Source organism: Nonomuraea sp. NPDC052634 (assembly GCF_040678535.1).
GTDB lineage: Bacteria > Actinomycetota > Actinomycetes > Streptosporangiales > Streptosporangiaceae > Nonomuraea > Nonomuraea fastidiosa.
The window spans coordinates 55,454-81,783 of the sequence record NZ_JBFATY010000009.1; the positions used below are offsets into that span (position 1 = coordinate 55,454).

Consider the following 26,330-nt stretch of genomic DNA (forward strand, 5'->3'; position numbering starts at 1 on the left):
CAATGCACGATTTTCGGCCCTCGCGCCTTCGGGTGCGGGGGTCGATTCGTCCGTGCCCATAGGGGTTTCGGTACGACCGGACGGGGTTGCACAGGCGCATCACCCATCACGGTGGTTTACCGGTTTTGCTGCCCAATGTCTCCGTTCGGATGACAAATCGGTATCGGTCCCGACAGAATGCGGTGCCATCCAGCGTCTACCGCAACTGGAGGAAACCCCCTATGCGTAGACCCCTTGGGGTACTCGCCGCAGCCGTCAGCCTGGCAGCGATCGCCACGCCACTCAGCGCGGCGCAGGCTTCCGCGGCCACGGAGGCGGCTCGGTGCCGTGTGAGCGTGGCCAAGCCGCGTGTCAGCGACGCACTGAAGATCCAGTCCTGGGCAGTCCGCCGGGGCTGCTTCGACGACGCGCTCCTGCGCATCCGCATCAAGCGGGCCGTTCCCGGCACCGACCCGGTCGTCAAGAGCGGGGCCACCAGGGACGGCCGCATCACGCTCGCGCTGCCCTGCAAGGCGGGTACGTACTACGCGGTCGCCACCGACTACCGCGGGCACACCGCGAAGTCCAAGGCCGTCAAGCTCACCTGCACCCCCGGTAGCGGCATCCCGACGCCCGCCCCCACCAAGCCCGGCACCCCGCCGACGAGCAAGCCCAGCACGCCGCCGCCCGCCAACGGCAGCGGCACCGTCGGCACCGCCGAGGAGAACGAGGTCGTCCGGCTGGTCAACGCCGAGCGGGCCAAGGGCGGCTGCAAGCCGCTCAAGCACGACGCACAGCTCCACGCCGCCGCGTACGGCCACTCCGCCGACATGGCCGCGAAGAACTACTTCGACCACACCTCCAAGGACGGCCGCTCGTTCATGGACCGCATCAGGGCGGCCGGCTTCACCGGCGGCAACGCCTGGGCGGAGAACATCGCCATGGGCCAGCGCACGCCCGCCGAGGTGATGAAGTCCTGGATGAACAGCTCCGGGCACCGCGCCAACATCATGAACTGCCGGTACACGCTCATCGGCGTCGGCGCGGCCAAGAACTCCAAGGGCCAGATCTACTGGACGCAGGACTTCGCCGCCCGCTGATCCCCCGGACCACGGCCTCGCCAGGAGGGCCGGCGGCGCTCGTGGCGGGGAAGGGGGCCGCGCCTGTACCCTTCCCCGCCACGACGCGAAGCCCCCGTCCGTTGAGACGCGAAGCTCTCGCCCGGCGCGAGGCGGAGCCCTCGCCCGCCACTAGGCGAAACTCTCGCCCGTCGCGACGCGAAACTCTCGCCCGTCGCGACGCGAAACTCTCGCCCGTCGCGACGCGAAGCCCCGCCCGATGTGACGGGCAGCCCGTCCTTCGGAGGCTGTGGTTCAGCCCATCTCTTCGAGCTTGCGCCCCTTGGTCTCTTTGACCCACTTGCTGACGAAGAGGAACGACAAGGCCGCGAACAGCGCGTACATGGCGTACGTGAGCGGCAGGTTCCAGTCGGCCAGCGCCGGGAACGACACCGTGATCGCCCAGTTGGCGAGCCACTGGGCCGCGGCGGCGACGCCCAGGGCGGCGGCGCGGATGCGGTTGGGGAACATCTCGCCGAGCAGCACCCAGACCACGACACCCCACGACAGCGCGAAGAACAGCACGAAGAAGTTGGCCGCGATGAGCGCGATCGCGCCCTGCGGATCCGGCAGCGAGACCGCCTCGCCCTCGCCCTGCGCGAAGCTGAACGCCCACGCGGCCGTGGCCAGCGAGATCGCCATACCGGCCGAGCCGATCAGCAGCAGCGGCTTGCGCCCGATCCTGTCCACCAGCGAGATCGCGATGAACGTGCCGATGATGTTGATGATCGAGCTGGAGAAGCTGATCAGCAGCGAGTCGCTCTGGTTGATGCCGACCGACTGCCACAGCACGGACGAGTAGTAGAAGATCACGTTGATGCCGACGAACTGCTGGAAGGTGGAGAGCACGATGCCGATCCAGACGATCGGCAGCAGGCCCAGCGCCTTGCCGCGCAGGTCTCTCAGCCCCGGAATGCGTTCCGTGCGCAGCACGTGCTGGATCTCCGCGATGCGCTCGTCGAGGTCGGTGTCCTCGCTCTCGATCTCGGCCAGCACCTGGCGGGCCCGGCTCGTACGTCCCGACATGACGAGATAACGCGGCGACTCGGGAATGGTCGAGGCGAACAGCAGGAACAGCAGCGCCGGCACCAGGCAGGCGCCCAGCATCCACTGCCACGCCTCCAGCAGCCAGATGCGGTTGTTCACATCGCCGCCCGCCACCCGCGCGAACACGTAGTTGACGAGCTGCGAGACCGCGATGCCGAGCACGATGGCGAGCTGCTGGAACGAGCCCAGCCTGCCCCGGTAGGCGGGCGGGGCCACCTCCGCGATGTACGCGGGTCCCAGCACCGACGCCATGCCGATCGCGAAGCCCGCCACCACCCGCCAGAACGCCAGGTCGTACACCGCGAACGGCAGCATCTGCCCGATCGAGCTGACCGCGAACAGCGCCGCCGCGACCTGCATGGAGCGCGTACGCCCCCACCTGTCGGCCAGCCCGCCGCCCGCCCACGCGCCCACGGCCGACCCCAGCAGCGCGATGGCCACCACGAAGCCGATCTCGACCGGACCCACCTGGAAGTGGCGCTGGATGCCGACCACAGCGCCGTTGATGACAGAACTGTCGTAACCGAAGAGGAACCCACCGATGGCCGCGGCCGCGGTGATGAAGACCACGTGACCCAAATGCTCATGATGGGTGTATCGAGTAGCCATGCAGGTCCTTCCCCCTGAATGGTCCCGAACTACCCTCTGATCACCCACGTATTCGAAGCGCGACCGTCACGGGCCTACGACGTCGAGCGCGCAGGGCCGCAGGAGCGAACATGCGCAGGGGCGCGCGTGCGTGGAGGGCGGTCGCGTGGAAGCGGGAGCGGGCGTGCCCTGAGAGCGGAAGGACGCAGGGCAGGCGTGGCGGGCAGGGCGTAGGTGGCGGGGAAACGGGCAGCGTTTCAGGAGCGGCGCCGGGCGCGGGGCAAGCGAATCGCTCACATCCATCCCGCGCCCGGCGTCCGCCACGAACCTCGGACCGCCGAGATCCAGCCCGGTCGGTACGCGCGGGCTCCCGCACCCGCTGGGGGACGTGCGCGGGAGGAACGCCACACCATGACGAGCGCCGGCGGCGCGCTCACGGACGCCCGGAGACCGCCGTCTACAGCGGCGCCGATCGCCGGGCACGTGAGGAGCCGAAGACCGCCGGCCAGCGAAAACGGCCGTCAGCCGTTACGAGACGTGCGGGAGCACCTCGGCGGCGATCAGCTCCAGGTGCTCCATGTCCTGCAGGTCGAGAATCTGCAGGTAGAGCCGCTCGGCACCCAGCTCGGCGAACTTGCCGATCTTCTCCAGCACCTCGGCGGGGGTGCCGCCGAGGCCGTTCTCGCGCAGCGCGTCGGGGTTCTGCCCGATGGCCGCGCACCGGCGCTCGTACTCGGCCTCGTCGGCGCCGACGACGGTGGTCTGCGCCGCGGACAACCGCACGTTGCGCCCGGTCGCCTCGCACGCCTTCCGTACGCGGTCGAACGCCTCACCGGTCTCGGCCGGCAGGCGGAACGGCACGTTGTACTCGTCGGCGTACGCGGCCACCAGCCGCGGCGTGCGCTTGGCCCCGGTGCCGCCGATGATCACCGGCGGGCGCGGCCGCTGGGCCGGCTTGGGCAGCGCGGGAGAGTCGGCGAGGCGGTAGTAGCTCCCCTCGAAGGAGTACGTCTTCTCCGCCGTCCACAGACCGGTGATGATCTCCAGCTGCTCCTCGAAGCGGCCGAACCGCTCGTTGACGGGCGGGAACGGGATGCCGTACGCCGAGTGCTCCTGGTCGTACCAGCCGGTGCCGAAGCCCAGCTCGACCCGGCCGCCGCTCATCTGGTCGACCTGCGCCACGCTGATGGCAAGCGGGCCCGGCAGCCGGAACGTGGCCGGCGAGACCAGCGTGCCCAGCCGGATCGTGGAGGTCTCGCGGGCCAGGCCGGCAAGGGTGATCCAGGCGTCGGTCGAGCCGGGACCCGGGTCGCCGGGACCGATGCGCTGGTAGTGGTCGGACCGGAAGAACGCGTCGAAGCCCAGCCGCTCGCTGGTCTGGGCCACGGAGAGCAGGTCGTCATAGGTGGCGCCCTGCTGGGGCTCGGTGAAGATCCGCAGCTTCATGACCACATTATCCGCACACAACGGACGTGAACCGGAAAAGGGCCGCGCCACGCCGTACGTGCTTGCTAACGTTCAGCGGCAGCGACGAATCGTAGCCGATCGACCACACGGGGTTGCCCATGTCTCGGCACAGGAGGGAGCCGGGCACGCTCCCGCGCCCGCTCGCCGTTCTCGGGGCGATCGCCCTGGCCGCCGGCACCGCCGCGGCGATCCGCATGCTCCCGGCGGATGCGGAGCCGCGTCCCGCCCGCCCGCCGGCCGCCACGCCGGTCGCCACGCAGGTCGAGCAGCAGCCCCAGGGGGAGGCGTTCAGCGGGTTCGTGGCCTTCGCCGACGCCGCCCGCTCGCCCGCGCTCGACCTGGCGGCCGACTCGCGCCGCACCGGCGTCCGCTCTTACGCGCTCGGCCACGTGGTGGCGGCGACCGGTGCCTGCGTCCCCACCTGGGCTCCCGCTTCCAGCGGCGAGTCACGCGTGGCCATCGGCGGCTCGGCGGCGACTCCGACGGGTGAGCCGGGTGCGACCTCCGGCGGCTCGGCGGCGACTCCGACCGACCGGCCCGGCGTGCCGAATGACGGCCGCAACGGGCGTAGAGGCAAGGGGCGGGCGAAGGGCGGCGTGACGGAACGCGTGCGGAGGCTGCGGGCGGCAGGCGGGGACGCGATGCCGGTGTTCGGCGGCCCGCGCGGCCAGGACCTGGCCGCCGCCTGCGCGAGGCCGGGCGCGCTCGCCGCCGCCTACCGCCGTGTCGTGCGGGCGTTCGACGCGACCGCCGCCGACTTCGAGATCCGCGACAGCGCCGACCGCGCCGCCGTGCTGCGCAGGGCCCGAGCCATCGCGGCCATACAGCGCGAACGGCCGCTGCGGGTCGGCTTCACGCTTCCGCTCGGCCGCGACGGCCTGTCGGCGCAGGACGTCGCCATGCTGCGGGCCACCCGCAAGGCGGGCGCGCAGGTGAGCACGGTCAACCTGCTGACCCCCATCGAGCCGCGCGCCACGTCGGCGGGCGGCCGGCTGGACCTGGTGGCGGTGGGTGTGCGCAAGGCGGCGGGCCAGCTCGCCCAGATCCACGACCTGCCGAGCGCGGACGCGGCGTACCGGCGGCTCGCGCTCACGCTGATGCCGTCGAGCGCGGACGATCTCACCGTCCAGGACGCATGGAGGCTGGTCGCGTACGCCAACCGCCACCGCCTGGCCTGGCTGTCGTTGCGCGGAACCACCCCAAGACCGGGCGTGGCACGCATTCTTTGGCATAACCCGCCCAATAGATAAGATTTCGCTGGCCTGGGAGGTTCCCGGGGGACTTTCGGTCAGCAGGGGAGGGGCGTGATGGGTGCACGTCCCGAGACCGCGAAGAAGATCCTGCTGTACTGGATGGACGGCAGCGTCGGGCTGATGTGCCTGCTTCTCGCGGGCTTCTCGGTGGCCGGCATGGTGAGCGGCTCGCTCGACGCCGTTCGCGGGGTGGCGAGCCTGGTGCTGCTGGTCCCGTACTTCGTGCTCTTCACCATCGTCCTGCGCGACGGCTACGACGGACCCAGCAAGCCCACGGTCAAGCTGATGGTGACAGGGCTGCTGGGCGTCGCGCTGCTCATGCTCATCCCCCACGCGGGCGTGTCCGCCGGCATGTGGGTGGACACCGCGACGCTCTGGCTGTCGCTGGCGGCGCTCTATCTGCGGCCGCGCGCCACGTTCTGGCTCGCCGCGGCGGTGGTCGCGGCGATCACCGTGTACGTGGTGCTGGTCACCGGCCAGGCGTGGCCCGGCGTGCTGCTCGGCACGACGTTGTCGGCCGCGGCGGTGATCGTGACCATGCTGTTGTGGCGGTGGCTGTGGTGGGTGATCAGAGACGCCCACCGGGGCAGGGAGGCCAGGGCCAGGCTCGCGGTGGCCGAGGAGCGGCTGCGCTTCGCCCGCGACCTGCACGACCTGCTCGGACACAGCCTGTCGGTCATCACGCTGAAGAGCGAGCTGGCCGCCAAGCTCGCCACCAAGGACCCCGGCAGGGCCGCGTCCGAGATGGCGGAGGTGCGCGCGCTCGCCGGCGAGTCGCTGTTCGAGGTGCAGCAGGCCGTGCACGGCTACCAGGCGCTCGACCTGGACGAGGAACTGGCGGGCGTACGGGCGGCGCTGGAGGCGGCCGGCGCCACCTGCGTGATCGAGGCCAAGACCGACGGCCTGTCGCCGGCCGCGCGGACGCTGCTGGCCTGGGCCGTGCGCGAGGGCGGCACGAACATTCTCAAGCACAGCTCGGCCACGCGCTGCGCGATCAAGATCGACGCGGGCGTCCTAGAGATGGTGAACGACGGAGTGACGGCCTCTCCGGCGGAGGCGGGCAGCGGCCTGCGCGGCCTGTCGGAGCGGCTGGTCGCGGCGGGCGGCTCGTTCTCCGCCCGGCCCACCCCTGACGGTGAGTTCGTGCTGCGGGCGGTGGTGCCGGCGTGAACGTCATCGACCGCATCAGGAACGCGAACCGGCTGACCAAGGTCCGCTGGCTCATCGTCTACTGCACCGACCTCATCCTGATCTTCCCGTTCTTCGGCTACTTCGCTTTCTTCCTGCTCCTGCAGGCAGGAATGGGGTGGCCGCCGATCGCGCTCGGCGCCGTGGCGCTGACGGTCTTCGTCGTGCTCAGCCCGCGGCCGTTCAGGATCGCCGTCAGGGGCGGACCGCGGCCCACCGTCATCCTGGCGGTGACCGGGGTGATCACGATCGGGCTTGTGCTGGGCTTCGCGCAGTTCTGGACGGTGCCCACGTGGCTGGCGCTGATGACGCCGTTCGTCCGCAGGCGCACGCTGTTCATCCTGGTCGGGGCGTCGCTGGTGGCGGTCCCCGGGTGGACCTGGCTGCTCGACGACTACTCCGTGCTGCCGGCGCTCCTGGTCCTGGGCGTCTTCACGTTGATCTCGGTGGGCGCGGTGTGGGCGAACCTGTGGCTGTGGCGGCTCACCCAGGAGGCCTACGAAGGGCAGGAGGCGATGGCCAGGCTGGCGGTCTCGGAGGAGCGGCTGCGCTTCGCCCGCGACCTTCACGACCTGCTCGGGCAGAGCCTCACCGACGTGGCCCACAGGACCGAGCACGCCCAGCGGACGCTGCTGACGGACAAGGAGGCGGCGGCGGCCGAGATGTTCGAGGTGCGCGACCTGGCCAGGCGCTCGCTGCGCGAGGTGCGCACGGTCGTGCAGAACTACCGGGCCGTCGACCTCGACGAGGTGCTGGCCAGCGTGCGCGCGGTGCTGGAGGCGGCCGACGTGCGCTGCACCGTGCGCGCGGACACCGCGAGCCTGAGCCCCGAGGCCCGTACGCTGCTCGCCACCGTCGTCCGCGAGGGCGCCACGAACGTGCTTAAGCACAGCAAAGCCGAACGTTGCACGATCACGATCGAAGATGGGGTGCTGGAGATGTCCAACGACGGGGTGACGGGGCCGATCGGCGAGCATGCGCCGAACGGCCTGGCCGGGCTGGCGCAGCGGCTGCGCGCGGCGGGCGGCACCCTGGAGGCCGAGCCCGACCAGTCCGGGCGCTACCTGCTGCGGGCGGCGGTGCCGGCATGACCACGCGCGTGCTGCTCGCCGACGACGAGCACCTGATCCGCGGCGCCATCGCGGCCCTGCTCGACCTGGAGGACGGCATCGAGGTGGTGGCGCAGGTCGGCCGGGGCGACGAGGTGCTGGCGGCGGTCGAGGAGCACCGCCCCGACGTGGCGGTGCTCGACATCGAGATGCCCGGCATGGACGGACTCAGCGCGGCCGAGCAGATCAGCTCCCAATGCAAGATCGTCATTCTGACCAGCTTGGGCAGGCCCGGCTACCTGCGCCGGGCGATGGCCGCAGGGGTGAGCGGCTTCCTGGGCAAGGACGCTTCGGCGGAGGAGCTGGCGATGGCCATCCGCAAGGTGCAGTCGGGCGGCCGCTACCTGGACGCCGAGCTGGCCGCCGCCGCGATGGCCGCCGGCGACAGCCCGCTGACCGAGCGGGAGCGCGACGCGCTGCGGCTGGCGGCCGACGGCGCCACGATCGCGCGCATCGCCGCCGAGCTGCACCTCACCGAGGGCACCGTGCGCAACTACCTGTCGAGCGCGATGACGAAGCTGAACGCTCAGAACCGGCTGGAGGCCATCCGCACCGCCCAGCGCATGGGCTGGCTCTGACGCCTGCGGCACAGGACATCGGAACGCCTCCCGCACAGGACGTCGGGACGGCTTGCCGGAGGACACCGGCCGCGCCGGAGGGGAGGCCCGGCGCGGCCGCCGCGGGCTCAGCAGTCGACGTAGGCGGACCTGCTGCTCGCCTTGTACGAGCAGGAGTCGACCTGCCTGCCCTTCCGGTCGAGCAGGTAGGCGGTGTCCTCGTCGTTGTTCCACACGTACTGCTTGCGGTTCCAGTAGACGACGGCGACGCCGTCGTCGCCCTGTCCGGTGCGCAGGGTGACGCGCTTCTTGGCGCGTAAGACGACCTTGCCGAACTTGTAGGTGTAGCCGCTCTTGTCGCGCACCTTCCACCCCTTGAGGTTGACGGCTCGCCTTGAGGTGTTGAGCAGCGTGATGTACTCGGCGTTCAGCGAGTCGTTGGTGCGCCGGTCGCCGCCGGGGGAGTCGTAGTAGATCTTCACGATCCGTACGGGATGCGGAGCGGTCCGCGCGGCGGCCGGCAGGGCGGTGCCGGCGGCCAGCGTGACGGCGGAGACGAGCGCGGCGACAGCGGGGGCGACTCTCACCAATAGGTCCTCTCGTCATTGATCAGGATGAAGCGACAGAGAGAGGACGGCGGAGCGGCGCGGGTGGTTGGCACGCGCGTTGGAACCGGTCGGACGGACCCCGTTGAACCGGTCAACCGGAAGCGGCCCTGTCCCACCTGATCGGACGGCATCCCCGGCCCTGAGCGCGTTTCCGGACGCACATCTCGAAAGCGTCACGACTATTGACGGAGCGGACACGCGGATTTTACGTTCGCGGTACTTATCCGGTTCAGCAGCCCCTTTGGGGCCGCTTCTACTGAAGAGTGCATCGCTCCCGGGCTGTTCGACGGGAGCGATCTTCGCACCCGGATGGGAGCGCTCCCAGACAGCGTTTCCTGACGGGCGACTCGGGGTCTCTGACAGGACGTGCATACCTTCGCGCCGCCGCGCGGAGTAAGGAGAGAGACGATGCGTAACCGGGCTCGGATGATGATCCCGCTCGTCGCGGCGGGACTGCTCGCCGCGGCCTGCACCGGAGGCGGAGGCACGCCCGCCCCCTCCGCCCCCCAGGCACAGAGCCAGGGGGCGGTGGCCAGCGCCAACCCCGACCAGCTCCCGCGCAACGAGACCCTCTACACCACGGGCACGCAGTGGGGGCCGCCGGCCAACTACAACCCCATCAGGGAGTGGGACTCCGCGGTCGGCACCAAGGGCCTGGTCTACGAGACGCTCTTCCACTACGACATCAACGCCGCCAAGCTCGTCCCGTGGCTGGCCGAGAGCGGCTCGTGGACCGACGACACCACGTACGAGCTCAAGGTCCGCCAGGGCGTCAAGTGGTCCGACGGCCAGCCGTTCACCGCCAAGGACGTCGTCTTCTCCTTCGAGCTCGGCAAGATGGAGACGATCCCCTACCACCAGCTCTGGGACTGGCTGAAGTCGGCCGAGGCGGTGGACGACCAGACCGTGAAGTTCACCTTCTCCAAGGCCAACTACCAGCAGTGGGACTACATGCTCTACAGCCGGTCCATGGTCCCCGAGCACATCTGGAAGGACCGCTCGGAGTCGGAGGTGCTCGACGGCACCAACGACAACCCGGTGGCGACGGGCGCGTACACGTTCCTGAGCAAGGACCAGGACCGCGTGGTGCTGCAGCGGCGTGACGACTGGTGGGGCAAGACGGCGCTCAACATGGAGCCCAAGCCGCGCTACATCGTCGACATCGCCACCCCCAGCAACGAGGTCGCGATGGGCATGCTGCTGCAGAAGGGCCTCGACCTCAGCAACAACTTCCTGCCCGGCGTGGCCAACCTGGTCAAGGGCAACTTCGGGCTGACGACGTACTACAACGAGCCGCCGTACATGCTGTCGGCCAACACCGCCTGGCTGGTGCCCAACACCACTAAGAAGCCGATGGACGATCCCGCCTTCCGCAAGGCGCTGGCCACCTCCATCGACGTCGGCAAGATCGTCGAGAGCGTCTACGGCAACCTCGTCAATGCCGCCAGCCCCACCGGCCTGCTGCCGCAGTGGGACAAGTTCATCGACAAGGACGTGGTGGCGAAGTCGGGCTTCACGTTCGACACCGGCAAGGCCAAGCAGCTCCTCGCCGACGCCGGTTACAAGGACACCGACGGCGACGGCTTCGTGGAGAACAAGGACGGCTCCAAGATCGACCTGACCATCATCGTGCCGTCCGGCTGGACCGACTGGATGGAGGCGGCCCGGTCGATCTCCGCCAGCGCCAAGAGCGCGGGCATCCAGATCACGCCGGAGTTCCCCGACTTCAACGCGCTGGTCGAGCAGCGCGCCAAGGGCGACTTCGACCTGCTCATCAACAACGAGCGGGGGTTGTCCAACAGCCCGTACACCTACTACGAGTACATCTTCCAGCTTCCCATCAGGAAGCAGCAGAACACGGTCAACTTCGCCCGGTACGAGAACAAGAAGGCCTGGGAGCTCGTCCAGCAGCTCGACCAGGTGAAGACCGACGACATCCCCGGCATGCAGAAGATCATTTCCCAGCTCCAGCAGATCCATCTGGACGACATGCCGGTGATCCCGCTCTGGTACAACGGCCTGTGGGCGCAGCACAGCAACGCCGTGTGGAAGAACTGGCCGTCGTCGGCCGAGGGCGCGCCCAAGACCGGCGCCGTGCTCTGGCGCAACTGGCTGGAGCTCGGCGGTTTCGAGACGCTCACCCAGCTCCAGCCCGCCGGCTCGTGACGAGCTGACCGAGAGAACCTCCCCTGCTCCTCCGCCTCCGCCCCCTCTCATAGGAGGCGGAGGGGCCGCTTTGGAGACACATACCTGTGCGTCGTTACTTCGGCAGGAAACTGCTCATCTACGGACTGACCTTCTTCGTCGCCGTCACGGTCAACTGGATGATCCCGCGCTTCATGCCGGGCGACCCGGTCGCCAGCATGGTCGCACGGGCCAACGTCACCAAGCCCGAGGCCGTCGAGGCCATGCGGGCCTACTACACGAATCTCTTCGGCCTCGACCAGCCGCTCTGGCAGCAGTACCTCAACTTCTGGGGCACGCTGCTGCGCGGCGACTTCGGGGTGAGCATCTGGCTGTTCCCCACCCCGGTCGCCGACGTGATCATGCAGGCGGTGCCGTACACGCTGGGGCTGATCGTCCCGTCGGTGCTGCTCAGCTGGGTGGTGGGCAACCAGTTCGGCGCGTACGCCGCCCGCCGCAAGCTGCTCGACAACACCGTGCTCCCCGTCGGGTACGTGCTGACCGCCATGCCCTACATGTGGCTGGCGGTGCTGCTGGCCTGGGGGCTCGGTGTGCTGCTCGGCTGGTTCCCGGTGGCCGGCGGCTACAGCTTCTCGATGCGGCCCACCTGGTCGTGGACGTTCCTGCTCGACCTGCTGCACCACTGGGCGCTGCCCTTCCTGTCGCTGTTCCTGGTGGCGCTGGGCGGCTGGGCCATCGGCATGCGCAACATGATCATTTACGAGCTCGAATCCGACTACTCCAACTACCTGGCGGCGCTCGGCGCGCCCAGCAGGCTCATCCGCCGCTACGCCTTCCGCAACGCGGTGCTGCCCCAGGTCACCGGCCTGGCCCTGCAGCTCGGCACGCTGGTGGCGGGCGCGCTGGTCACCGAGATCGTCTTCGCGTATCCGGGGCTCGGCAGCCTCATTCTCAAGGCGATCCAGAACAAGGACTTCTTCCTGCTGCAGGGCACGTTCCTGTTCATCGTGCTCGGCGTGCTGATCGCCAACTTCATCATCGACATCGTCTACGTCGTGGTCGATCCGCGGACCAGGGCGGGAATGGCGGGTGCCCAGGCATGAGCGTGATCCAGGACGTCGCGCCGCACGAGCCGGCCGGCGTGCGGCGCGAGGCGCTGCACTTCGCGGTGCGCAACGCCAAGCTCATGGCCGGCTTCGGCATCGTGGCCGCGCTGCTGCTGCTCGGCCTGCTGGGGCCGCTGCTGGTGAGCGGCAATCCCAACGACTACGGCCCGCAGCCGATGAGCCCGCCGAGCGGCGAGCACTGGCTCGGCACCACCACGTTCGGGCAGGACGTGTTCCTGCAGTTCGTGCACGGTCTGCGGGCCACCTTCGTGGTGGGGGTGATCGGCGGCGGGATCGCCGCGGTCATCGGCATGGCCATCGGGTTCGTGGCCGGCTACCGCGGCGGCATCATCGACGAGGTCCTCAACATGCTGACCAACGTCGTGCTGGTCATCCCCACCCTCGCCGTGCTGCTCATCATCAACGCCTACCTGGGCATCCGCAGCGTGGCCGTGCAGGGCCTGTTCATCGGGCTCACGCAGTGGCCGTGGGCGGCGCGGGCGATCAGGGCGCAGACGTTCTCGCTGCGTACCAGGGAGTTCGTGGACCTGGCCAGGATGAGCGGCGCGGGCACCTGGCGGATCATCGTCAGGGAGATCGCGCCGAACATGAGCTCCTACCTGTTCATGACGTTCATCCTGCTGTTCGGCGGCTCGGTGCTGATCGGTTCCTCGCTCGACTTCATCGGGCTCGGACCCACGGAGGGCGTCTCGCTCGGGCTGATGTTGCAGAACGCCCATCAATGGAGCGCGCTGCAACTCGGCATGTGGTGGTGGTTCGTGCCGCCGGGAGCGGCCATCACCGCCATCGTGGGCGCCCTGTACGTGGCCAACGTCGGCCTCGACGAGGTCTTCAACCCGAAGCTGAGGGAGACATGAGCCTGCAGGTCAGCGAGCTGAAGGTGTACTACAGGACGCTCAGGGGCGACGTACGCGCACTCGACGGCATGACCTTCGAACTGCGCGACGGCGAGATCCTCGGCCTGGTCGGCGAGTCCGGCTGCGGCAAGAGCACGCTCGGCAAGTCGCTCATCCGCATGGACGGCCGCATGCGCCGCGTCGGCGGCACGGTCGTGCTCGACGGCCGCGAGCTGCCCATCGACGACGACCGCAAGATGAACGAGTTCCGCTTCCACGAGGTCTCGCTCATCCCGCAGTACGCCATGAGCGCGCTCAACCCCACCCGCAAGATCCGCAAGATGGTCACCGAGCTGCTCGCCTCGCGCGGCGCCACCCTCGACCTGGCCGAGCTGGAACGCCGCATGGACCAGGTGGGGCTGCCCCGCGAGGTGCTCGACCGCTATCCGATCGAGCTGTCGGGCGGCATGAAGCAGCGCATGGTGATGGTCATCTCGACGCTGCTCGACCCGTCCCTGCTGATCGCCGACGAGGTCACCTCCGCGCTCGACGTCTCCACGCAGAAAGCCGTCACGCGCGCCCTGCTCGGCTTCAGGGACAGCGGCTACGTCAAAAGCATGATCTTCGTCACGCACGACCTCGCGCTCACCCACCACCTCGCCGACACGATCATGGTCATGTACGCCGGCCGCCTCGCCGAGAAGGCGCCGTCCGACGTGATCATCAAGTCGCCGCGGCACCCGTACACGAAGCTGCTGCTGGAATCCCTGCCCGAGGTCGGCGTGCGCTACGCCGACCGGCGGCTCGAAGGCATCGCCGGCGCCCCGCCGTCGCTGCTCAACCCGCCCGCCGGCTGCCGGTTCCGCGACCGGTGCCCGATCGCGGGCGAGGAGTGCGCCGAGGATCCGCCGGTGGCCGAGCTCGCCCCCGACCACCACGTAGCCTGCTGGAAGGCCTGATGCTGACACTGCGCGAGGTCACCAAGGAATACAAGATCGGCGCGTTCGGCGGTAAGACCGTCGCGGCCGTCAAGGGCGTGAGCTTCGACGTCGTGCCCGGCGAGGTCGTCTCCCTGATCGGGGAGAGCGGCAGCGGCAAGAGCACGATCGGCCGGATGATCCTCGGGCTCCACCCCGTCACCAGCGGCACGATCACCTTCGACGGGCGGCCGGTGCGGGCGGGCAAGGAGTACTACCGGCACGTGCAGGGGATCTTCCAGGACCCGTTCAGCTCGTTCAACCCGGTGTTCAAGGCGGACCGGGTGTTCGCGATGATCAAGGAGGCGTACTATCCGGGCGTGCCCGCCGCCGAGTGGGCCGAGCGGGTCGAGACGTCGCTGCGCGACGTGCGGCTCAACCCCGCCCAGGTGCTGGGGAAGTACCCGCACCAGCTCAGCGGCGGGCAGCTGCAGCGGCTGCTCATCGCCCGCGCGCTGCTGCTCGACATCAAGCTGCTGGTCGCCGACGAGATCACCAGCATGCTCGACGCCTCCACCCGCATCGACGTGCTCAACCTGCTGGCCGAGCTCAAGACCAGGGGCCTCGGCGTGCTCTACATCACCCACGACCTGTCGCTCGGCACGTACCTGGCCGAGCGGACCGTGGTGCTGCGCAGGGGCAAGGTGGCCGAGATGGGGCCGACCGACGAGGTGTTCGGCGACCCGCTGCACCCGTACACGCGCGAGCTGCTGTCGGCGGTGCCGCGCCTGCACGAGTCGTGGGACGACGCGGTGCCGGTCGACTCCTGCCTCTATCACGAGCGGGGCGGCACGGGCGGCCTGCTTGAGGCCGCGCCGGGGCACTTCGTGGCCTGCGCCGCCCTGCCGTCCTGCCCCTCCGGCGAGGTCTGAGCGGGCCGCGTCAGCCGCGGCGGTGGAAGCGCCGGTGCGCCAGGCTGAAGACCAGCGCGCCCAGCCAGAGCACGAGCAGCGCCTTGAAGACGCCGAAGCCGCCGAAGATCAGGCTGAGGAACAGCAGCATGGTCAGCATCGGCACCAGCGGGTGCGGCCCGCGCCGGTGGCGGCGCATGTGCCCGTGCCAGCCCCGCATGTGGTGGCGCATGTCCCGGTGGGCGTGGCGCATGGCCTCCATCTGCCGGCGGTGCGCGTGCATGGCGGCGTGCCAGTCGCTCATCACGTACGGGCTCGCCGGCTCCTGGTAGGCGGGCCCGTGGGGTGACGGCCGCCCGCCCGGCAGGTCGGCCGTCACCTCGGCGAGCTCGCGAGCGGTCTTGGCGGCCAACGTGCGGTCGAGGCGCTCGTCGAGCTCCTCGTGGGTGAGCCGGCCCTGCGCGAAGTGCTCGCGCAGAGCGGCCATGGTCTGCTCGCGTTCGGCGTCGCCGATGCGGAGATCTCTGGCGTCCATGACGGTTACCTCGCTCTCTCCGTACCGGCTGTCCAGCGCGGCGCCGGCCATCGTTCTCACTCCTCGCCCGGGTCGTCGTCCGCCAGGATCTGGTAGAGCTTGCGCCGGGTCTCAACCAGAGTCTTACGCGCTTCGCGGATTTGTGCGTCGTTTCCGGTCTGGAGAATCTGCATCATGGCGAATGCCGACTGCCGGGTGATGTGCCAGAGATCGGCGGTGTTGTCGTCGATGTCGGGACGCATCTCGTCCCACGGCGCGCGGACCTCGTCGGCGTGCGCCTCGATGTAGTCGCGCCCTTCCTGGGTGAGCCGGAAGGTCTTGCGGCCCTCGTTCTCCTCCGAGATCACCAGGCCCTCGTCGGTGAGCTGCTGGAGCGCCGGGTAGACGGCGCCGGGGCTGGGCTTCCAGCCGCCCTCGCTGCGCTCGGCGATCTCCTGGATGATCTGGTAGCCGTTGCGCGGCTCCTCGGCGAGCAGGGCCAGGATCGCGGCGCGCACGTCGCCCCGCTTGGCCTTGCGGCCGCGGCCGCCGCCCCAGCCGCGCCCGCCCCACGGGCCGGGCCCCCAGGGGCCGCGCCCGAAGTCGAACGGGAACGGGCCGCCTCTGCCGCGATGCCGGTGCTCGTGCGGGCCGCCATGGTGCGGGCCGTGGTGGGGACCGCGGTGCGGGCCGCCCCTGCGCCCGCCGATCTGCTCGAAAGCGTCGGCCATCGCCTGGAACGCCTCGCGGGCCGCGCGCTTGTAGTCGTGCGCGCCGAACCAGGCTCCGCCCGCCGCCATGTGGTGAGTCATATCTCCTCCTATATCGTGACTCAGTCTCGATGCGTCAAAGATATATCGAGAACATGTCGACAGACAAGTCACGGACGGGTGTGAGCCAGATCACGAAAAAGTTGCGGAATCCGGGGAACAGGATCCGGGAAGTCACCGTTGAACCCAGCAGACGAGGTCGTTCCGCGTCGGCAGGGCTGGGGGGTGCTGTCGCCGCGGAGACGACCTCGTCTGCGTTTTCAGGGGTTTCCAGGGTTTTCGAGCGTGCGCGTGCGCGCCACACTCCACTTCCCGCCCGGCGCCGGCGGGCGCGTAAAGAGCCGCTTTGCCGTACAGTCCCGGATCATGATGGGGCACACTCACGCGATGACCGGGGCCATCGCATGGCTGGGGCTGGCGCCGCCGCTCGCCGCGCTCCCGCTGCTGAACGAGTCCACCCGGTGGGTCGAGACCGGCATCATGGCCACCGCGCTCACCCCTGCCGAGCTGATCGCCGGCGCCATCATCTGCGCGGGGGCGGCCATGCTGCCCGACCTCGACCATCCCAGCGCCACCATCGCGCAGACGTTCGGGCCGATCACGTGGGCGCTGAGCAAGCTCGTCTCCTGGCTCAGCGGCGGGCACCGAGGGGCCACCCACTCCCTGCTGTTCGCGGTCGGGCTCGGACTGGGGGCGCACTGGCTGGCCAACACCTATCCGCTCGGGCGCGACATCATGGTCGTCCTGCTCATCGGGCTCTCCCTGCGGGCCATCGGCGTCGGCATCCCGGGCAACAAGCTCGGCTCCGCGATGATCAACATCGGCCTCACCGCCGGCCTGTACGCGGTCTTCCTCTCGCTCAACGTCGGATACGCCTGGCTCGGCCTGGCCGTCGGCGTCGGCTGCTTCATCCACGTCGTGGGCGACTGCATGACCGAACGGGGCTGCCCGGTGCTCTGGCCGCTGGGGGTGAAGTTCGTGCTGCCGTGGAAGATCGGCATCAAGACCGGCAGGAAGTTCGAGCAGAAGATCCTCGCGCCGATCCTGTCGGTCGTCATCGTCGGCCTGCTCTTCTGGCGGCTTGCGCCCGTTTAACTTGATGTCGAGATATTCTGTAGATATCTTGATGTCGAGACATCCGCCGCGGCCTGCGAGTTAGGCGCACCTAACGTGCTGTCCGCTTCCGCAGTGCGGCAGGATTCTGTCTGAACACCTGTCTATGGAGGAGGCGAATCATCGTGTCCGCGAACAGCTTCGGCAGCCGTGACACGCTCCGCGTCGGCGACGCGTCATATGAGATCTTCCGGCTGGATGCCGTCGAGGGCGCCGCACGTCTCCCGTACAGCCTGAAGATCCTGCTGGAGAACCTCCTCCGCACCGAGGACGGCGCCAACATCACCGCCGACCACATCCGGGCGCTGAGCAACTGGGACCCCCACGCGACCCCGAGCGTGGAGATCCAGTTCACGCCCGCCCGCGTCATCATGCAGGACTTCACCGGCGTGCCCTGCGTCGTCGACCTGGCCACCATGCGCGAGGCCGTGCGCGACCTCGGCGGCGACCCGTCGCGCATCAACCCGCTGGCGCCCGCCGAGATGGTCATCGACCACTCCGTCATCGTCGACTACTTCGGCCACCCCGACGCCTTCCAGCGCAACGTCGAGCGCGAGTACGAGCGCAACCGCGAGCGCTACCAGTTCCTGCGCTGGGGCCAGACCGCCTTCGACGAGTTCAAGGTCGTGCCGCCCGGCACCGGCATCGTCCACCAGGTCAACATCGAGCACCTCGCGCGCGTCGTCATGACCCGCGACGGCAAGGCCTACCCCGACACCTGCGTCGGCACCGACTCCCACACCACGATGGAGAACGGCATCGGCGTGCTCGGCTGGGGCGTCGGCGGCATCGAGGCCGAGGCCGCCATGCTCGGCCAGCCGATCTCCATGCTCATCCCGCGCGTCGTCGGCTTCAAGCTCAGCGGCAAGCTGCCCGCCGGCGCCACCGCCACCGACCTCGTGCTGACGATCACCGAGATCCTGCGCAAGCACGGCGTCGTCGGCAAGTTCGTCGAGTTCTACGGCGAGGGCGTCTCCTCGGTGCCGCTGGCCGACCGCGCCACCATCGGCAACATGAGCCCCGAGTTCGGCTCCACCTGCGCCATCTTCCCCATCGACGGCCAGACCATCGACTACCTGCGCCTGACCGGCCGCTCCGAGGAGCAGATCGCCCTCGTCGAGGCGTACGCCAAGGCCCAGGGCCTGTGGCTCGACCCGTCGGCGCCCGAGCCGGTCTTCTCCGAGTACATCGAGCTCGACCTGAGCACCGTCGTGCCGTCCATCGCCGGCCCCAAGCGCCCGCAGGACCGCATCCAGCTGTCGGACGCCAAGGAGACCTGGCGCCGCGACGTTCACAACTACGTCACCGACGATGTGGACGAGGCCTCCGAGGAGAGCTTCCCCGCCTCCGACTCGCCCGCCTCCAACGCCAGCGCCAACGGCCGGCCCCACAAGCCGGTCACCGTGACGCTCGCCGACGGCACGTCGTGCGAGATCGACCACGGCATCGTCTCGATCGCCGCGATCACCTCCTGCACCAACACCTCCAACCCGTACGTCATGCTCGGCGCGGCCCTGCTGGCCCGCAACGCCGTGGAGAAGGGCCTCACCCGCAAGCCGTGGGTCAAGACCTCCCTGGCCCCCGGTTCGCAGGTCGTCACCGGCTACTTCGAGCGTTCCGGGCTCCAGCCGTACCTCGACAAGATCGGCTTCAACCTCGTCGGCTACGGCTGCACCACCTGCATCGGCAACTCCGGGCCGCTGCTCCCCGAGATCAGCGAGGCCATCCAGGCCAACGACCTGGCCGTCACCGCCGTGCTGTCGGGCAACCGGAACTTCGAAGGCCGCATCAACCCCGACGTCAAGATGAACTACCTGGCCTCGCCGCCGCTCGTCGTGGCGTACGCGCTGGCCGGCACCATGGACATCGACCTCAACAACGAGCCGCTCGGCATCGGCAACGACGGCGAGCCGGTCTACCTGCGCGACATCTGGCCGTCGCCGGAAGAGGTCGCCGCCGTGGTCAACTCCTCGATCGGCCGCGACATGTTCGAGCGTGACTACGCCGACGTGTTCAAGGGCGACGAGCACTGGCGCTCGCTGCCGGTCCCGACCGGCGACACCTTCGAGTGGGACCCCGACTCCACCTACGTCCGCAAGGCCCCGTACTTCGACGGCATGCCGGAGAAGCCGGAGCCCGTGCGCGACATCCACGGCGCCCGCGTGCTCGTCAAGGTCGGCGACTCCGTCACCACCGACCACATCTCGCCCGCCGGCTCCATCAAGGTCGGCACCCCCGCCGCCCAGTACCTCCAGGCCAATGGCGTCGAGGTGAAGGACTTCAACTCCTACGGCTCGCGGCGTGGCAACCACGAGGTGATGATCCGCGGCACGTTCGCCAACATCCGCCTGCGCAACCAGATCGCGCCCGGCACCGAAGGCGGCTACACCCGCGACTTCACCCAGCCCGACGGGCCCGTGACGTTCATCTACGACGCCTCGGTCAACTACGCCGCCGCCGGCATCCCGCTGGTCGTCCTGGCCGGCAAGGAGTACGGCTCCGGCTCCTCCCGCGACTGGGCCGCCAAGGGCACCGCGCTGCTCGGCGTCCGCGCCGTCATCGCCGAGTCGTACGAGCGCATCCACCGCTCCAACCTCATCGGCATGGGCGTGCTGCCGCTGCAGTTCCCGGAGGGCGCCTCGGCCGCGTCGCTCGGCCTGACCGGCGAGGAGACCTTCGACATCACCGGCGTCGAGGAGCTCAACAAGGGCGGCATCCCGCGCACCGTCCACGTCAAGGCCGGCGACGTCGAGTTCGACGCGATCGTCCGCATCGACACGCCGGGTGAGGCCGACTACTACCGGCACGGCGGCATCATGCAGTACGTGCTGCGCTCGCTGCTCGCCAAGTGACGCCGTAGGAGTGCGGCCCGCAGCGCCGCGGTCGCGGGTGACCACCGGCGTCCGCGGGCCGCACTCACGCGCCTGCCGCTCTTGTCGGGCCGCTGCCCTCGCGGGGGTGTCCGCCCGTGGGGCTCACGGCCTCTCGCGGGCGTGCCTTCGTCAGGGCCACGTGTCCGGGCACGCGTGCCTTGGCGTCGGCCGCGCACGCGTGGCACTCCTTCGTGGGAGTCCGTGACGTTCTTGGGAGCGCGTGACGAAGGACACGGATGCCGGCGGAATGCGGCGGCGCGTACGTGGCGTTGTGCGAGCCGGGCTCACCGCACGTCCGGTGAGACGGACAGCTTCCCGTGTTCCTGTTCCGGTCATGAGCCTGGGCGGGGGGACGGGAGCCCTTGGCCGGCGTGCCGGGGGTTGGGCGCGATCCTCACGCGCCCGTCTCGGGGGAACCACCCGAACACATCAAGAGCCGCCCTGCGGGACAATCCCCGCTGGGCGGCTCTTGTGTTCTCCGCGCCCGGCGTGCCGTGCCACCTGTGTCCGGCCGGTCGCGTCGTCAGGAGGAGTCAGGACACCTCGCGGGCTGGAGCCGGCCACGTGTCGCAGGCGGTGGGGAGAGGGTTCGCGTGCCGCGGGCAAGCCGGGCTGCGGGGCGGTGGTCGCGAGGAGCGCGGCGACCGTGCGGTCTCTCTCGTGGTGGTGAAAGCAACGGAGAGGAGCAGTGGTTGACTCGCCTGCATGGCGAATCTGGCATTGGTGCTGATAGTCGGTAGTGTGGCGGTTTTCGTGGGGGCGATCGTCCAAGGGGCCGTGGGGTTCGGGCTCGGACTGGTCGCCGCGCCGCTGCTCACGTTGCTCGCCCCCGACCTCATGCCCGGTGCCGTGCAGGTCGTCAACATGACGTTGCCGCTGTTCACGCTGGCCGTGGAGTGGCGGCGGGTGGACTGGCGAGGGCTCGGGTTCGCGGTGCTCGGGAGACTGCCGGGCAGTGCGCTCGGCGCGATCATCGTCGTCTACGTTTCCGTACACGCCCGGAGCATCTTCGTCGCGGTCATGGTGCTCGTCGCCGTGGCGCTGACGGCGCGGGCCATGAGCGTGCCGCGCAACGCGCTCACCGTCACCTCGGCCGGGTTCGTGTCAGGGGTCACCGGCACCGCGACCGGCATCGGCGGCCCGCCCATCGCGCTCGTCTACCAGAACGCCAAGGGGCCGCAGATCCGGGCCACGCTGGCGATGTTCTTCTTCCTGAGCGCCGTCCAGTCGCTGGTCATCCTCGCGATCGTGGACGAGCTGCCGTCCGGGGCGCTGCTGGTGGGCGGGGCGCTGATCGTGCCGATGCTGCTCGGGTTCCTCGTGTCCGGGCCGCTGCGGCGTTACCTCGACGGCGGCAAGGTGCGTACGGCCGTCCTCATCGTGGCGGCGGCCTCGGCGGTCGGCCTGATCGTGCAGAACGTGCTCGGCCAGGCCCTCGCCTGAGCTCCGCCCTGAGCTCCGCCCTGAGCTCCGCCCTGAGCTTCGCGGAGCCCTCTGCGCCCGCCCCGGCCCCAGACGCGGACCGGAACGGGCGCAGCCTCAACGCACGGGCCCTCAAGGGGCGCAGGCCCTCAACGCACGGGCCCTCAACGCGCGGGCCTCAAGGGGCGCAGGTATCAAACCGCACGGGCCCCAAGGCGCAAGCCCCGAAGGCGCCCGCTCAGCGCCGCGGGCTCCCGCGTGCCGTCACTCGCCGCGGCCGGCGACCATCCCGGTGTAGGCGCCGATCACCTTGACCTGGGCGGGGGAGGCGCTCTTGGGCGGGATGTGCGCCGCCACCTGCAGCAGCTCGCCCACCTTTATGTACTTGTAGTACTTGCCCCGCAGCAGGCCGCTGTTCTTCCGGTAGACGTAGTAGCGCTGCGGGCCCTGGTGCACGTCGTACACCTGGGTGCGCGCGAATGTGGTGAAGACGAGCGCGCCCCCGTCGGCCGTGCGCAGCGCGTACGACGGATACTCCTTGGCCGGCGCGACGTGCTCGGTCACCTTGGCGAACTGCCGCATGTTGGCGCGGCTGCTGGCGGCGTCGGTGGTGAGCTCGTCGGAGGCGAAGCGGCTCTTGGCGGCGTTCGAGCCCTTGCCCGTCAGGTGCACCGAGTAGTTCCTGGCGAACTGGGCGGGCGACATGAGCAGGCCGGTCCCGTCGGCCTGGTCCACCTCGGCAGCCGCGCCGGAGGCGTCCTTCTGGATCTTCGGCAGGTCGCCGGCGTCGAGCGCCTCGGAGATGTCGGGGGCATAGACCTGCTTCCACGCGCCGTCCTGGTGTGCGAAGAGCAGGTACGTGGGGTCCTTCGCGGTCTCCTTGGCCCGCTTCCAGTACGCCGTCGCCAGGAACCACCGCTTGGAGGCCGGCGCGACGAACGTGGCCTTGACGTACTCGAACGGCTTGTAGTCGCCCGCCTTGGTGCCCAGCCTGCGCGCCGACAGGTAGCCGGCCTTGTCGATGGCGAGGCTGGAGCCGCCCTCGTACGTGGCCAGCAGCTTGTCGTCGAGCGTCTTGTTGGCCTTGTTGTTGCGCTCGATGTAGTCGGCGATCACCGCCTGGGCCGTCAGCGGCTGCTCGGTCGCGGACGGCGACGGCTTGGGTGTCTGCGACGTCCCGGACGCCTTGGGCGACGCGGTCGCGGACTCCGCCGCCTTCCACGCCGCCGTGGGGTCGAGTCCCGGCAGGCCGGAGCAGCCCGCCACCAGGCATCCGGCGAGCACGCCACCGGCCACGCGTCCGAACCGCTGCACCTTCTCGCACCTTCCGTAAAGCGTCACAAAGTGGCCCAAACCTACCAACAACCGCGCTCCCACCGACCCGGCACTCCGTGGTCGCCTCCCGAGGCGATCCTCACAGCGGGCGGCCGGCAGGCGTCCGGAAGGTTGAGGCGACGTTTCTGGATTGTTACCCGAAACAACAAATTCGGGCCTTCAATCCCCTTCACAACTGGTTCGTCCCGGAATACGTTGCCGCAAACAACATTCATCCGGGCCCCTTCCGGAAGAAAGGACCCTGCACCATGCGCAAGGGGATCCTCAGCCTGACCGCCTCGGCAGCAGCGCTCGCCCTCGGTCTCACCGCCTGCGGGGGCGACAGCGGTCAGACCACGACCACGACAACGGACTCGGCATCGGCCTCGGCCTCGGGTGCGGTGGGCAAGATCGGCGTGATCCTGCCGGACAGCAAGTCCTCCGCCCGTTGGGAGACGGCGGACCGCAAGTACCTCGAAGAGGCGTTCAAGGCCGCGGGTGTCGAGTACGACATCCAGAACGCGCAGAACGACAAGACGCAGTTCCAGACCATCGCCGACCAGATGATCACGAACGGCGCCACCGTTTTGATGATCGTCAACCTGGACAGCGGCACCGGTAAGACCGTCATCGAGAAGGCCAAGTCCCAGGGCGTGGCCACGATCGACTACGACCGGCTGACGCTGGGCGGCGGCGCGGCGTACTACGTCAGCTTCGACAACACCAAGGTCGGCAAGCTCCAGGGCGAAGGCCTGGTCAAGTGCCTGACCGACAAGAAGGCGGACAAGCCCATCGTCGCCTACCTGAACGGCTCGCCGACCGACAACAACGCGACGCTGTTCAAGGAGGGCTACGACAGCGTGCTCAAGCCGAAGTTCGACTCCGGCGAGTACGTCAAGGGCCCCGACCAGTCGGTGCCCGACTGGGACAACAGCCAGGCCGGGACGATCTTCGAGCAGATGCTGACCCAGGAGCCGAAGATCGCCGGCGTGCTGGCCGCCAACGACGGCCTCGGCAACGCCGCCATCACCGTGCTGAAGAAGAACAACCTCAACGGCAAGGTGCCGGTGACCGGCCAGGACGCCACCGTCCAGGGCCTGCAGAACATCCTCGCGGGCGACCAGTGCATGACCGTGTACAAGGCCGTCAAGAAGGAGGCCGACGCCGCCGCCAAGCTCGCGGTCGCGCTGGCCAAGGGTGAGAAGCCCACGACGAGCGGCAGCGTCAAGGACCCGGAGACGGGCCAGGACGTGCCATCCGAGCTGATGGAGCCGCAGGCCATCTACTTCGACAACGTCAAGGACGTGGTGGCCGACGGCTACGTCACCAAGGAGGAACTGTGCACCGGCGAGTTCGCCGAGAAGTGCACTGAAGCTGGCATTCAATGACGCGGCGGGGTGCGGCCGGCGTCACCGGCCCGGCCGTACCCCCGTTTAGGGAGATCCATGACCCCCCTCCTTGAAGTGCGCGGGATCGACAAGAGCTTCGGCCCGGTGAAGGTCCTGCACGAGGTCGAGTTCGCCGCGTACGCCGGCCAGGTCACAGCCCTCGTCGGCGACAACGGCGCAGGCAAGTCCACCCTGGTCAAGTGCATCGGCGGCATCCACCCCATCGACGCCGGCCAGATGCTCTTCGACGGCAAAGAGGTGCAGATCAACAGCCCGCGCGACGCGGCCGAGCTGGGCATCGAGATCGTCTACCAGGACCTCGCCCTGTGCGACAACCTGGACATCGTCCAGAACATGTTCCTCGGCCGCGAGCGCAAGAACGGCATCCTCCTGGACGAGGACACCATGGAGGAGCTGGCCGAGCGGACGCTCAGCGACCTGTCCGTCCGTACCGTCAAGTCCATCAGGCAGCAGGTCTCCAGCCTGTCCGGCGGGCAGCGGCAGACCGTGGCCATCGCCAAGGCCGTGCTGTGGAACAGCAAGGTCGTCATCCTCGACGAGCCGACGGCGGCGCTGGGCGTGGCCCAGACGGCGCAGGTGCTCGAGCTGGTGCGCAGGCTCGCCGACACCGGCCTGGCCGTCGTGCTCATCTCCCACAACATGAACGACGTGTTCGCCGTCTCCGACCGGATCGCGGCGCTCTACCTCGGCAGGATGGCCGCCCAGGTCAAGACCGCCGACGTGACGCACGCGCAGGTCGTCGAACTGATCACATCAGGCCGCAGCGGCGATCTGGGCCTCAAGAACGGGGTCACCTCATGAACAAGGTCAAAGAACTACCCGGCGAGGCCATCGTCGAGGCGGCGCAGACTCCGTCCATCAAGAACAGCTTCCTCGCCTACATGCAGCGGGTGCGCGGCGGTGACATGGGCGCGCTGCCCGCCGTGCTCGGCCTGGTCGTGCTCTGCGCGGTCTTCGCCGTGGCGCGGCCGTCCTTCGTCACGGCGATCAACTTCGCCAACCTGTTCACCCAGGGAGCGGCCATCACGCTCATCGCGATGGGCCTGGTGTTCGTGCTGCTGCTCGGCGAGATCGACCTGTCGGCCGGGTTCGCGAGCGGCGTGTGCGCGGCCGTGCTCGCCGTCACGCTGACCGAGCTCGGCCTGCCGTGGTACGTCTGCATGCTGGCGGCCATCCTCACCGGCGTCGTCATCGGCACCGTGCTCGGCACCCTGGTCGCCAAGGTCGGCATCCCGTCGTTCGTGGTCACGCTCGCGGCCTTCCTCGCCTTCCAGGGCCTGGTCCTGGTGCTGGTCGACGAGGGCACCAACATCTCCATCCGCGACAGCGTGGTCGTCGCCATCGCCAACAAGAACCTGCCGCCGTGGCTCGGCTGGGTGCTGTACGCGGTCTGCGTGGCCGTCTTCGCGGTCGTTCAGCTGCGCAGGGCCAGGACCCGCACCAAGCGTGGCCTGACCGCCGACCCGCTGTCGCTGATCGCCTTCCGCGTCGGCATGCTGGCGCTGTTCGCCGGCCTCGCGGTCGCCGCGCTCAACCTGGAGCGCAGCCGCAACCCCGCGCTCGTCTCGCTCACCGGCGTGCCGATCGTGGTGCCGATCATCCTCGCGCTGCTGGTCTTCTGGACGGTGGTGCTGCGCCGCACCTCGTTCGGCCGTCACCTGTACGCGGTCGGCGGCAACGCCGAGGCCGCCCGCAGGGCCGGTATCCCCGTCGACCGGATCAAGATCAGTGCGTTCGTGATCTGCTCGTCCATGGCCGCCATCGGCGGCATCGTGGCCGCCTCGCGCGCCAGCTCCGTCGACCCCAACACGGGCGGCAGCTCCGTCCTGCTGTACGCGGTCGGCGCCGCCGTCATCGGCGGCACCAGCCTCTTCGGCGGCAAGGGCCGGGTGCTCGACGCCGTGCTCGGCGGCGCGGTGGTCGCGGTGATCGAAAACGGCATGGGACTCATGGGGTACGGTTCCAGCGTGAAGTACCTGGTCACGGGGTCGGTCCTGCTGCTCGCGGCGGGTGTCGACGCTCTGGCGCGCAAGCGGGCGTCGGCCGCTGGTTTAAGGTGATCAGC

22 protein-coding genes are annotated in these 26,330 nt (G+C 69.4%); 16 read left to right on the forward strand and 6 right to left on the reverse strand.

What is annotated here, in order from left to right; translation table 11 throughout:
* Positions 1-335: 335 nt before the first annotated feature.
* Complete coding sequence (locus AB0K67_RS30720; protein ID WP_364067302.1) at positions 336-1,079, forward strand: CAP domain-containing protein; 744 nt, start codon at positions 336-338, stop codon at positions 1,077-1,079.
* Between the two features lie 273 nt (positions 1,080-1,352).
* Here the strand turns inward: AB0K67_RS30720 and AB0K67_RS30725 are convergent, their stop codons facing one another.
* Entirely contained in the window at positions 1,353-2,753 is a 1,401-nt protein-coding gene (locus tag AB0K67_RS30725) for a sugar porter family MFS transporter (RefSeq protein WP_364067304.1), read from the reverse strand.
* A 507-nt stretch (positions 2,754-3,260) separates the two neighbouring features.
* Positions 3,261-4,178 (reverse strand): LLM class F420-dependent oxidoreductase, encoded by a 918-nt coding sequence (locus AB0K67_RS30730; RefSeq protein WP_364067305.1) that lies wholly within the window; start codon positions 4,176-4,178, stop codon positions 3,261-3,263.
* A 119-nt stretch (positions 4,179-4,297) separates the two neighbouring features.
* On the opposite strand from AB0K67_RS30730, the gene AB0K67_RS30735 reads away from it, so the two are divergent.
* The 4 genes from AB0K67_RS30735 to AB0K67_RS30750 are packed head-to-tail and all read left to right on the forward strand — an operon-like array spanning position 4,298 to position 8,327.
* Positions 4,298-5,449, forward strand: a complete 1,152-nt coding sequence (locus tag AB0K67_RS30735; protein WP_364067307.1) for a hypothetical protein — start codon at positions 4,298-4,300, stop codon at positions 5,447-5,449.
* A gap of 57 nt (positions 5,450-5,506) precedes the next feature.
* Positions 5,507-6,622 carry a histidine kinase gene (locus tag AB0K67_RS30740; protein ID WP_364067309.1) on the forward strand — a complete coding sequence of 372 codons (1,116 nt, stop codon included), beginning with the start codon at positions 5,507-5,509 and terminating at the stop codon, positions 6,620-6,622.
* The gene (locus AB0K67_RS30745) at positions 6,619-7,731 is read left to right on the forward strand and encodes a histidine kinase (protein ID WP_364067311.1); all 1,113 of its coding nucleotides are present in this window, start codon (positions 6,619-6,621) and stop codon (positions 7,729-7,731) included. Before AB0K67_RS30740 ends, AB0K67_RS30745 begins: the two co-directional genes overlap by 4 nt.
* The gene (locus AB0K67_RS30750) at positions 7,728-8,327 is read left to right on the forward strand and encodes a response regulator transcription factor (RefSeq protein ID WP_364067313.1); all 600 of its coding nucleotides are present in this window, start codon (positions 7,728-7,730) and stop codon (positions 8,325-8,327) included. The genes AB0K67_RS30745 and AB0K67_RS30750 overlap by 4 nt, the downstream gene beginning before the upstream one ends.
* A gap of 107 nt (positions 8,328-8,434) precedes the next feature.
* On the opposite strand, the gene AB0K67_RS30755 is transcribed toward AB0K67_RS30750, so the two are convergent.
* The gene (locus AB0K67_RS30755) at positions 8,435-8,893 is read right to left on the reverse strand and encodes a lamin tail domain-containing protein (protein WP_364067315.1); all 459 of its coding nucleotides are present in this window, start codon (positions 8,891-8,893) and stop codon (positions 8,435-8,437) included.
* A 429-nt stretch (positions 8,894-9,322) separates the two neighbouring features.
* Here AB0K67_RS30755 and AB0K67_RS30760 point away from each other — a divergent pair, with 429 nt between their 5' ends.
* The 5 genes from AB0K67_RS30760 (at position 9,323) to AB0K67_RS30780 (ending at position 14,871) form a co-directional block, all read left to right on the forward strand.
* On the forward strand, positions 9,323-11,080 hold the full coding sequence (locus AB0K67_RS30760; RefSeq protein WP_364067317.1) for an ABC transporter substrate-binding protein: 1,758 nt from the start codon (positions 9,323-9,325) through the stop codon (positions 11,078-11,080).
* 86 nt (positions 11,081-11,166) lie between these two features.
* The gene (locus tag AB0K67_RS30765; RefSeq protein WP_364067319.1) at positions 11,167-12,162 is read left to right on the forward strand and encodes an ABC transporter permease; all 996 of its coding nucleotides are present in this window, start codon (positions 11,167-11,169) and stop codon (positions 12,160-12,162) included.
* On the forward strand, positions 12,159-13,043 hold the full coding sequence (locus AB0K67_RS30770; protein ID WP_364067321.1) for an ABC transporter permease: 885 nt from the start codon (positions 12,159-12,161) through the stop codon (positions 13,041-13,043). The genes AB0K67_RS30765 and AB0K67_RS30770 overlap by 4 nt, the downstream gene beginning before the upstream one ends.
* Entirely contained in the window at positions 13,040-13,981 is a 942-nt protein-coding gene (locus AB0K67_RS30775; protein WP_364067323.1) for an ABC transporter ATP-binding protein, read from the forward strand. Before AB0K67_RS30770 ends, AB0K67_RS30775 begins: the two co-directional genes overlap by 4 nt.
* A complete protein-coding gene (locus tag AB0K67_RS30780; protein WP_364067325.1) occupies positions 13,981-14,871 on the forward strand; it encodes an ATP-binding cassette domain-containing protein in 891 nt (296 codons plus the stop codon). The genes AB0K67_RS30775 and AB0K67_RS30780 overlap by 1 nt, the downstream gene beginning before the upstream one ends.
* Positions 14,872-14,881: 10 nt before the next feature.
* Here the strand turns inward: AB0K67_RS30780 and AB0K67_RS30785 are convergent, their stop codons facing one another.
* Together AB0K67_RS30785 and AB0K67_RS30790 are read right to left on the reverse strand one after the other, a co-directional pair.
* Complete coding sequence (locus AB0K67_RS30785; RefSeq protein ID WP_364067327.1) at positions 14,882-15,436, reverse strand: DUF1707 domain-containing protein; 555 nt, start codon at positions 15,434-15,436, stop codon at positions 14,882-14,884.
* A gap of 5 nt (positions 15,437-15,441) precedes the next feature.
* Complete coding sequence (locus AB0K67_RS30790) at positions 15,442-16,176, reverse strand: PadR family transcriptional regulator (RefSeq protein WP_364067329.1); 735 nt, start codon at positions 16,174-16,176, stop codon at positions 15,442-15,444.
* A gap of 327 nt (positions 16,177-16,503) precedes the next feature.
* On the opposite strand from AB0K67_RS30790, the gene AB0K67_RS30795 reads away from it, so the two are divergent.
* From AB0K67_RS30795 to AB0K67_RS30805, 3 genes are all read left to right on the forward strand, one after another.
* Positions 16,504-17,229 (forward strand): metal-dependent hydrolase, encoded by a 726-nt coding sequence (locus AB0K67_RS30795; protein ID WP_364067688.1) that lies wholly within the window; start codon positions 16,504-16,506, stop codon positions 17,227-17,229.
* Positions 17,230-17,366: 137 nt separating this feature from the next.
* On the forward strand, positions 17,367-20,099 hold the full coding sequence (acnA, locus tag AB0K67_RS30800; RefSeq protein WP_364067690.1) for an aconitate hydratase AcnA: 2,733 nt from the start codon (positions 17,367-17,369) through the stop codon (positions 20,097-20,099).
* Positions 20,100-20,861: 762 nt separating this feature from the next.
* Positions 20,862-21,563 carry a sulfite exporter TauE/SafE family protein gene (locus AB0K67_RS30805; protein WP_364067331.1) on the forward strand — a complete coding sequence of 234 codons (702 nt, stop codon included), beginning with the start codon at positions 20,862-20,864 and terminating at the stop codon, positions 21,561-21,563.
* A 243-nt stretch (positions 21,564-21,806) separates the two neighbouring features.
* On the opposite strand, the gene AB0K67_RS30810 is transcribed toward AB0K67_RS30805, so the two are convergent.
* On the reverse strand, positions 21,807-22,856 hold the full coding sequence (locus tag AB0K67_RS30810) for a hypothetical protein (protein WP_364067333.1): 1,050 nt from the start codon (positions 22,854-22,856) through the stop codon (positions 21,807-21,809).
* Positions 22,857-23,125: 269 nt separating this feature from the next.
* Here AB0K67_RS30810 and AB0K67_RS30815 point away from each other — a divergent pair, with 269 nt between their 5' ends.
* The 3 genes from AB0K67_RS30815 to AB0K67_RS30825 are packed head-to-tail and all read left to right on the forward strand — an operon-like array spanning position 23,126 to position 26,325.
* The gene (locus AB0K67_RS30815) at positions 23,126-24,244 is read left to right on the forward strand and encodes a substrate-binding domain-containing protein (protein WP_364067335.1); all 1,119 of its coding nucleotides are present in this window, start codon (positions 23,126-23,128) and stop codon (positions 24,242-24,244) included.
* Positions 24,245-24,301: 57 nt separating this feature from the next.
* The gene (locus tag AB0K67_RS30820) at positions 24,302-25,066 is read left to right on the forward strand and encodes an ATP-binding cassette domain-containing protein (protein WP_364067337.1); all 765 of its coding nucleotides are present in this window, start codon (positions 24,302-24,304) and stop codon (positions 25,064-25,066) included.
* The gene (locus tag AB0K67_RS30825) at positions 25,063-26,325 is read left to right on the forward strand and encodes an ABC transporter permease (protein WP_364067338.1); all 1,263 of its coding nucleotides are present in this window, start codon (positions 25,063-25,065) and stop codon (positions 26,323-26,325) included. Before AB0K67_RS30820 ends, AB0K67_RS30825 begins: the two co-directional genes overlap by 4 nt.
* Positions 26,326-26,330 lie beyond the last annotated feature (5 nt).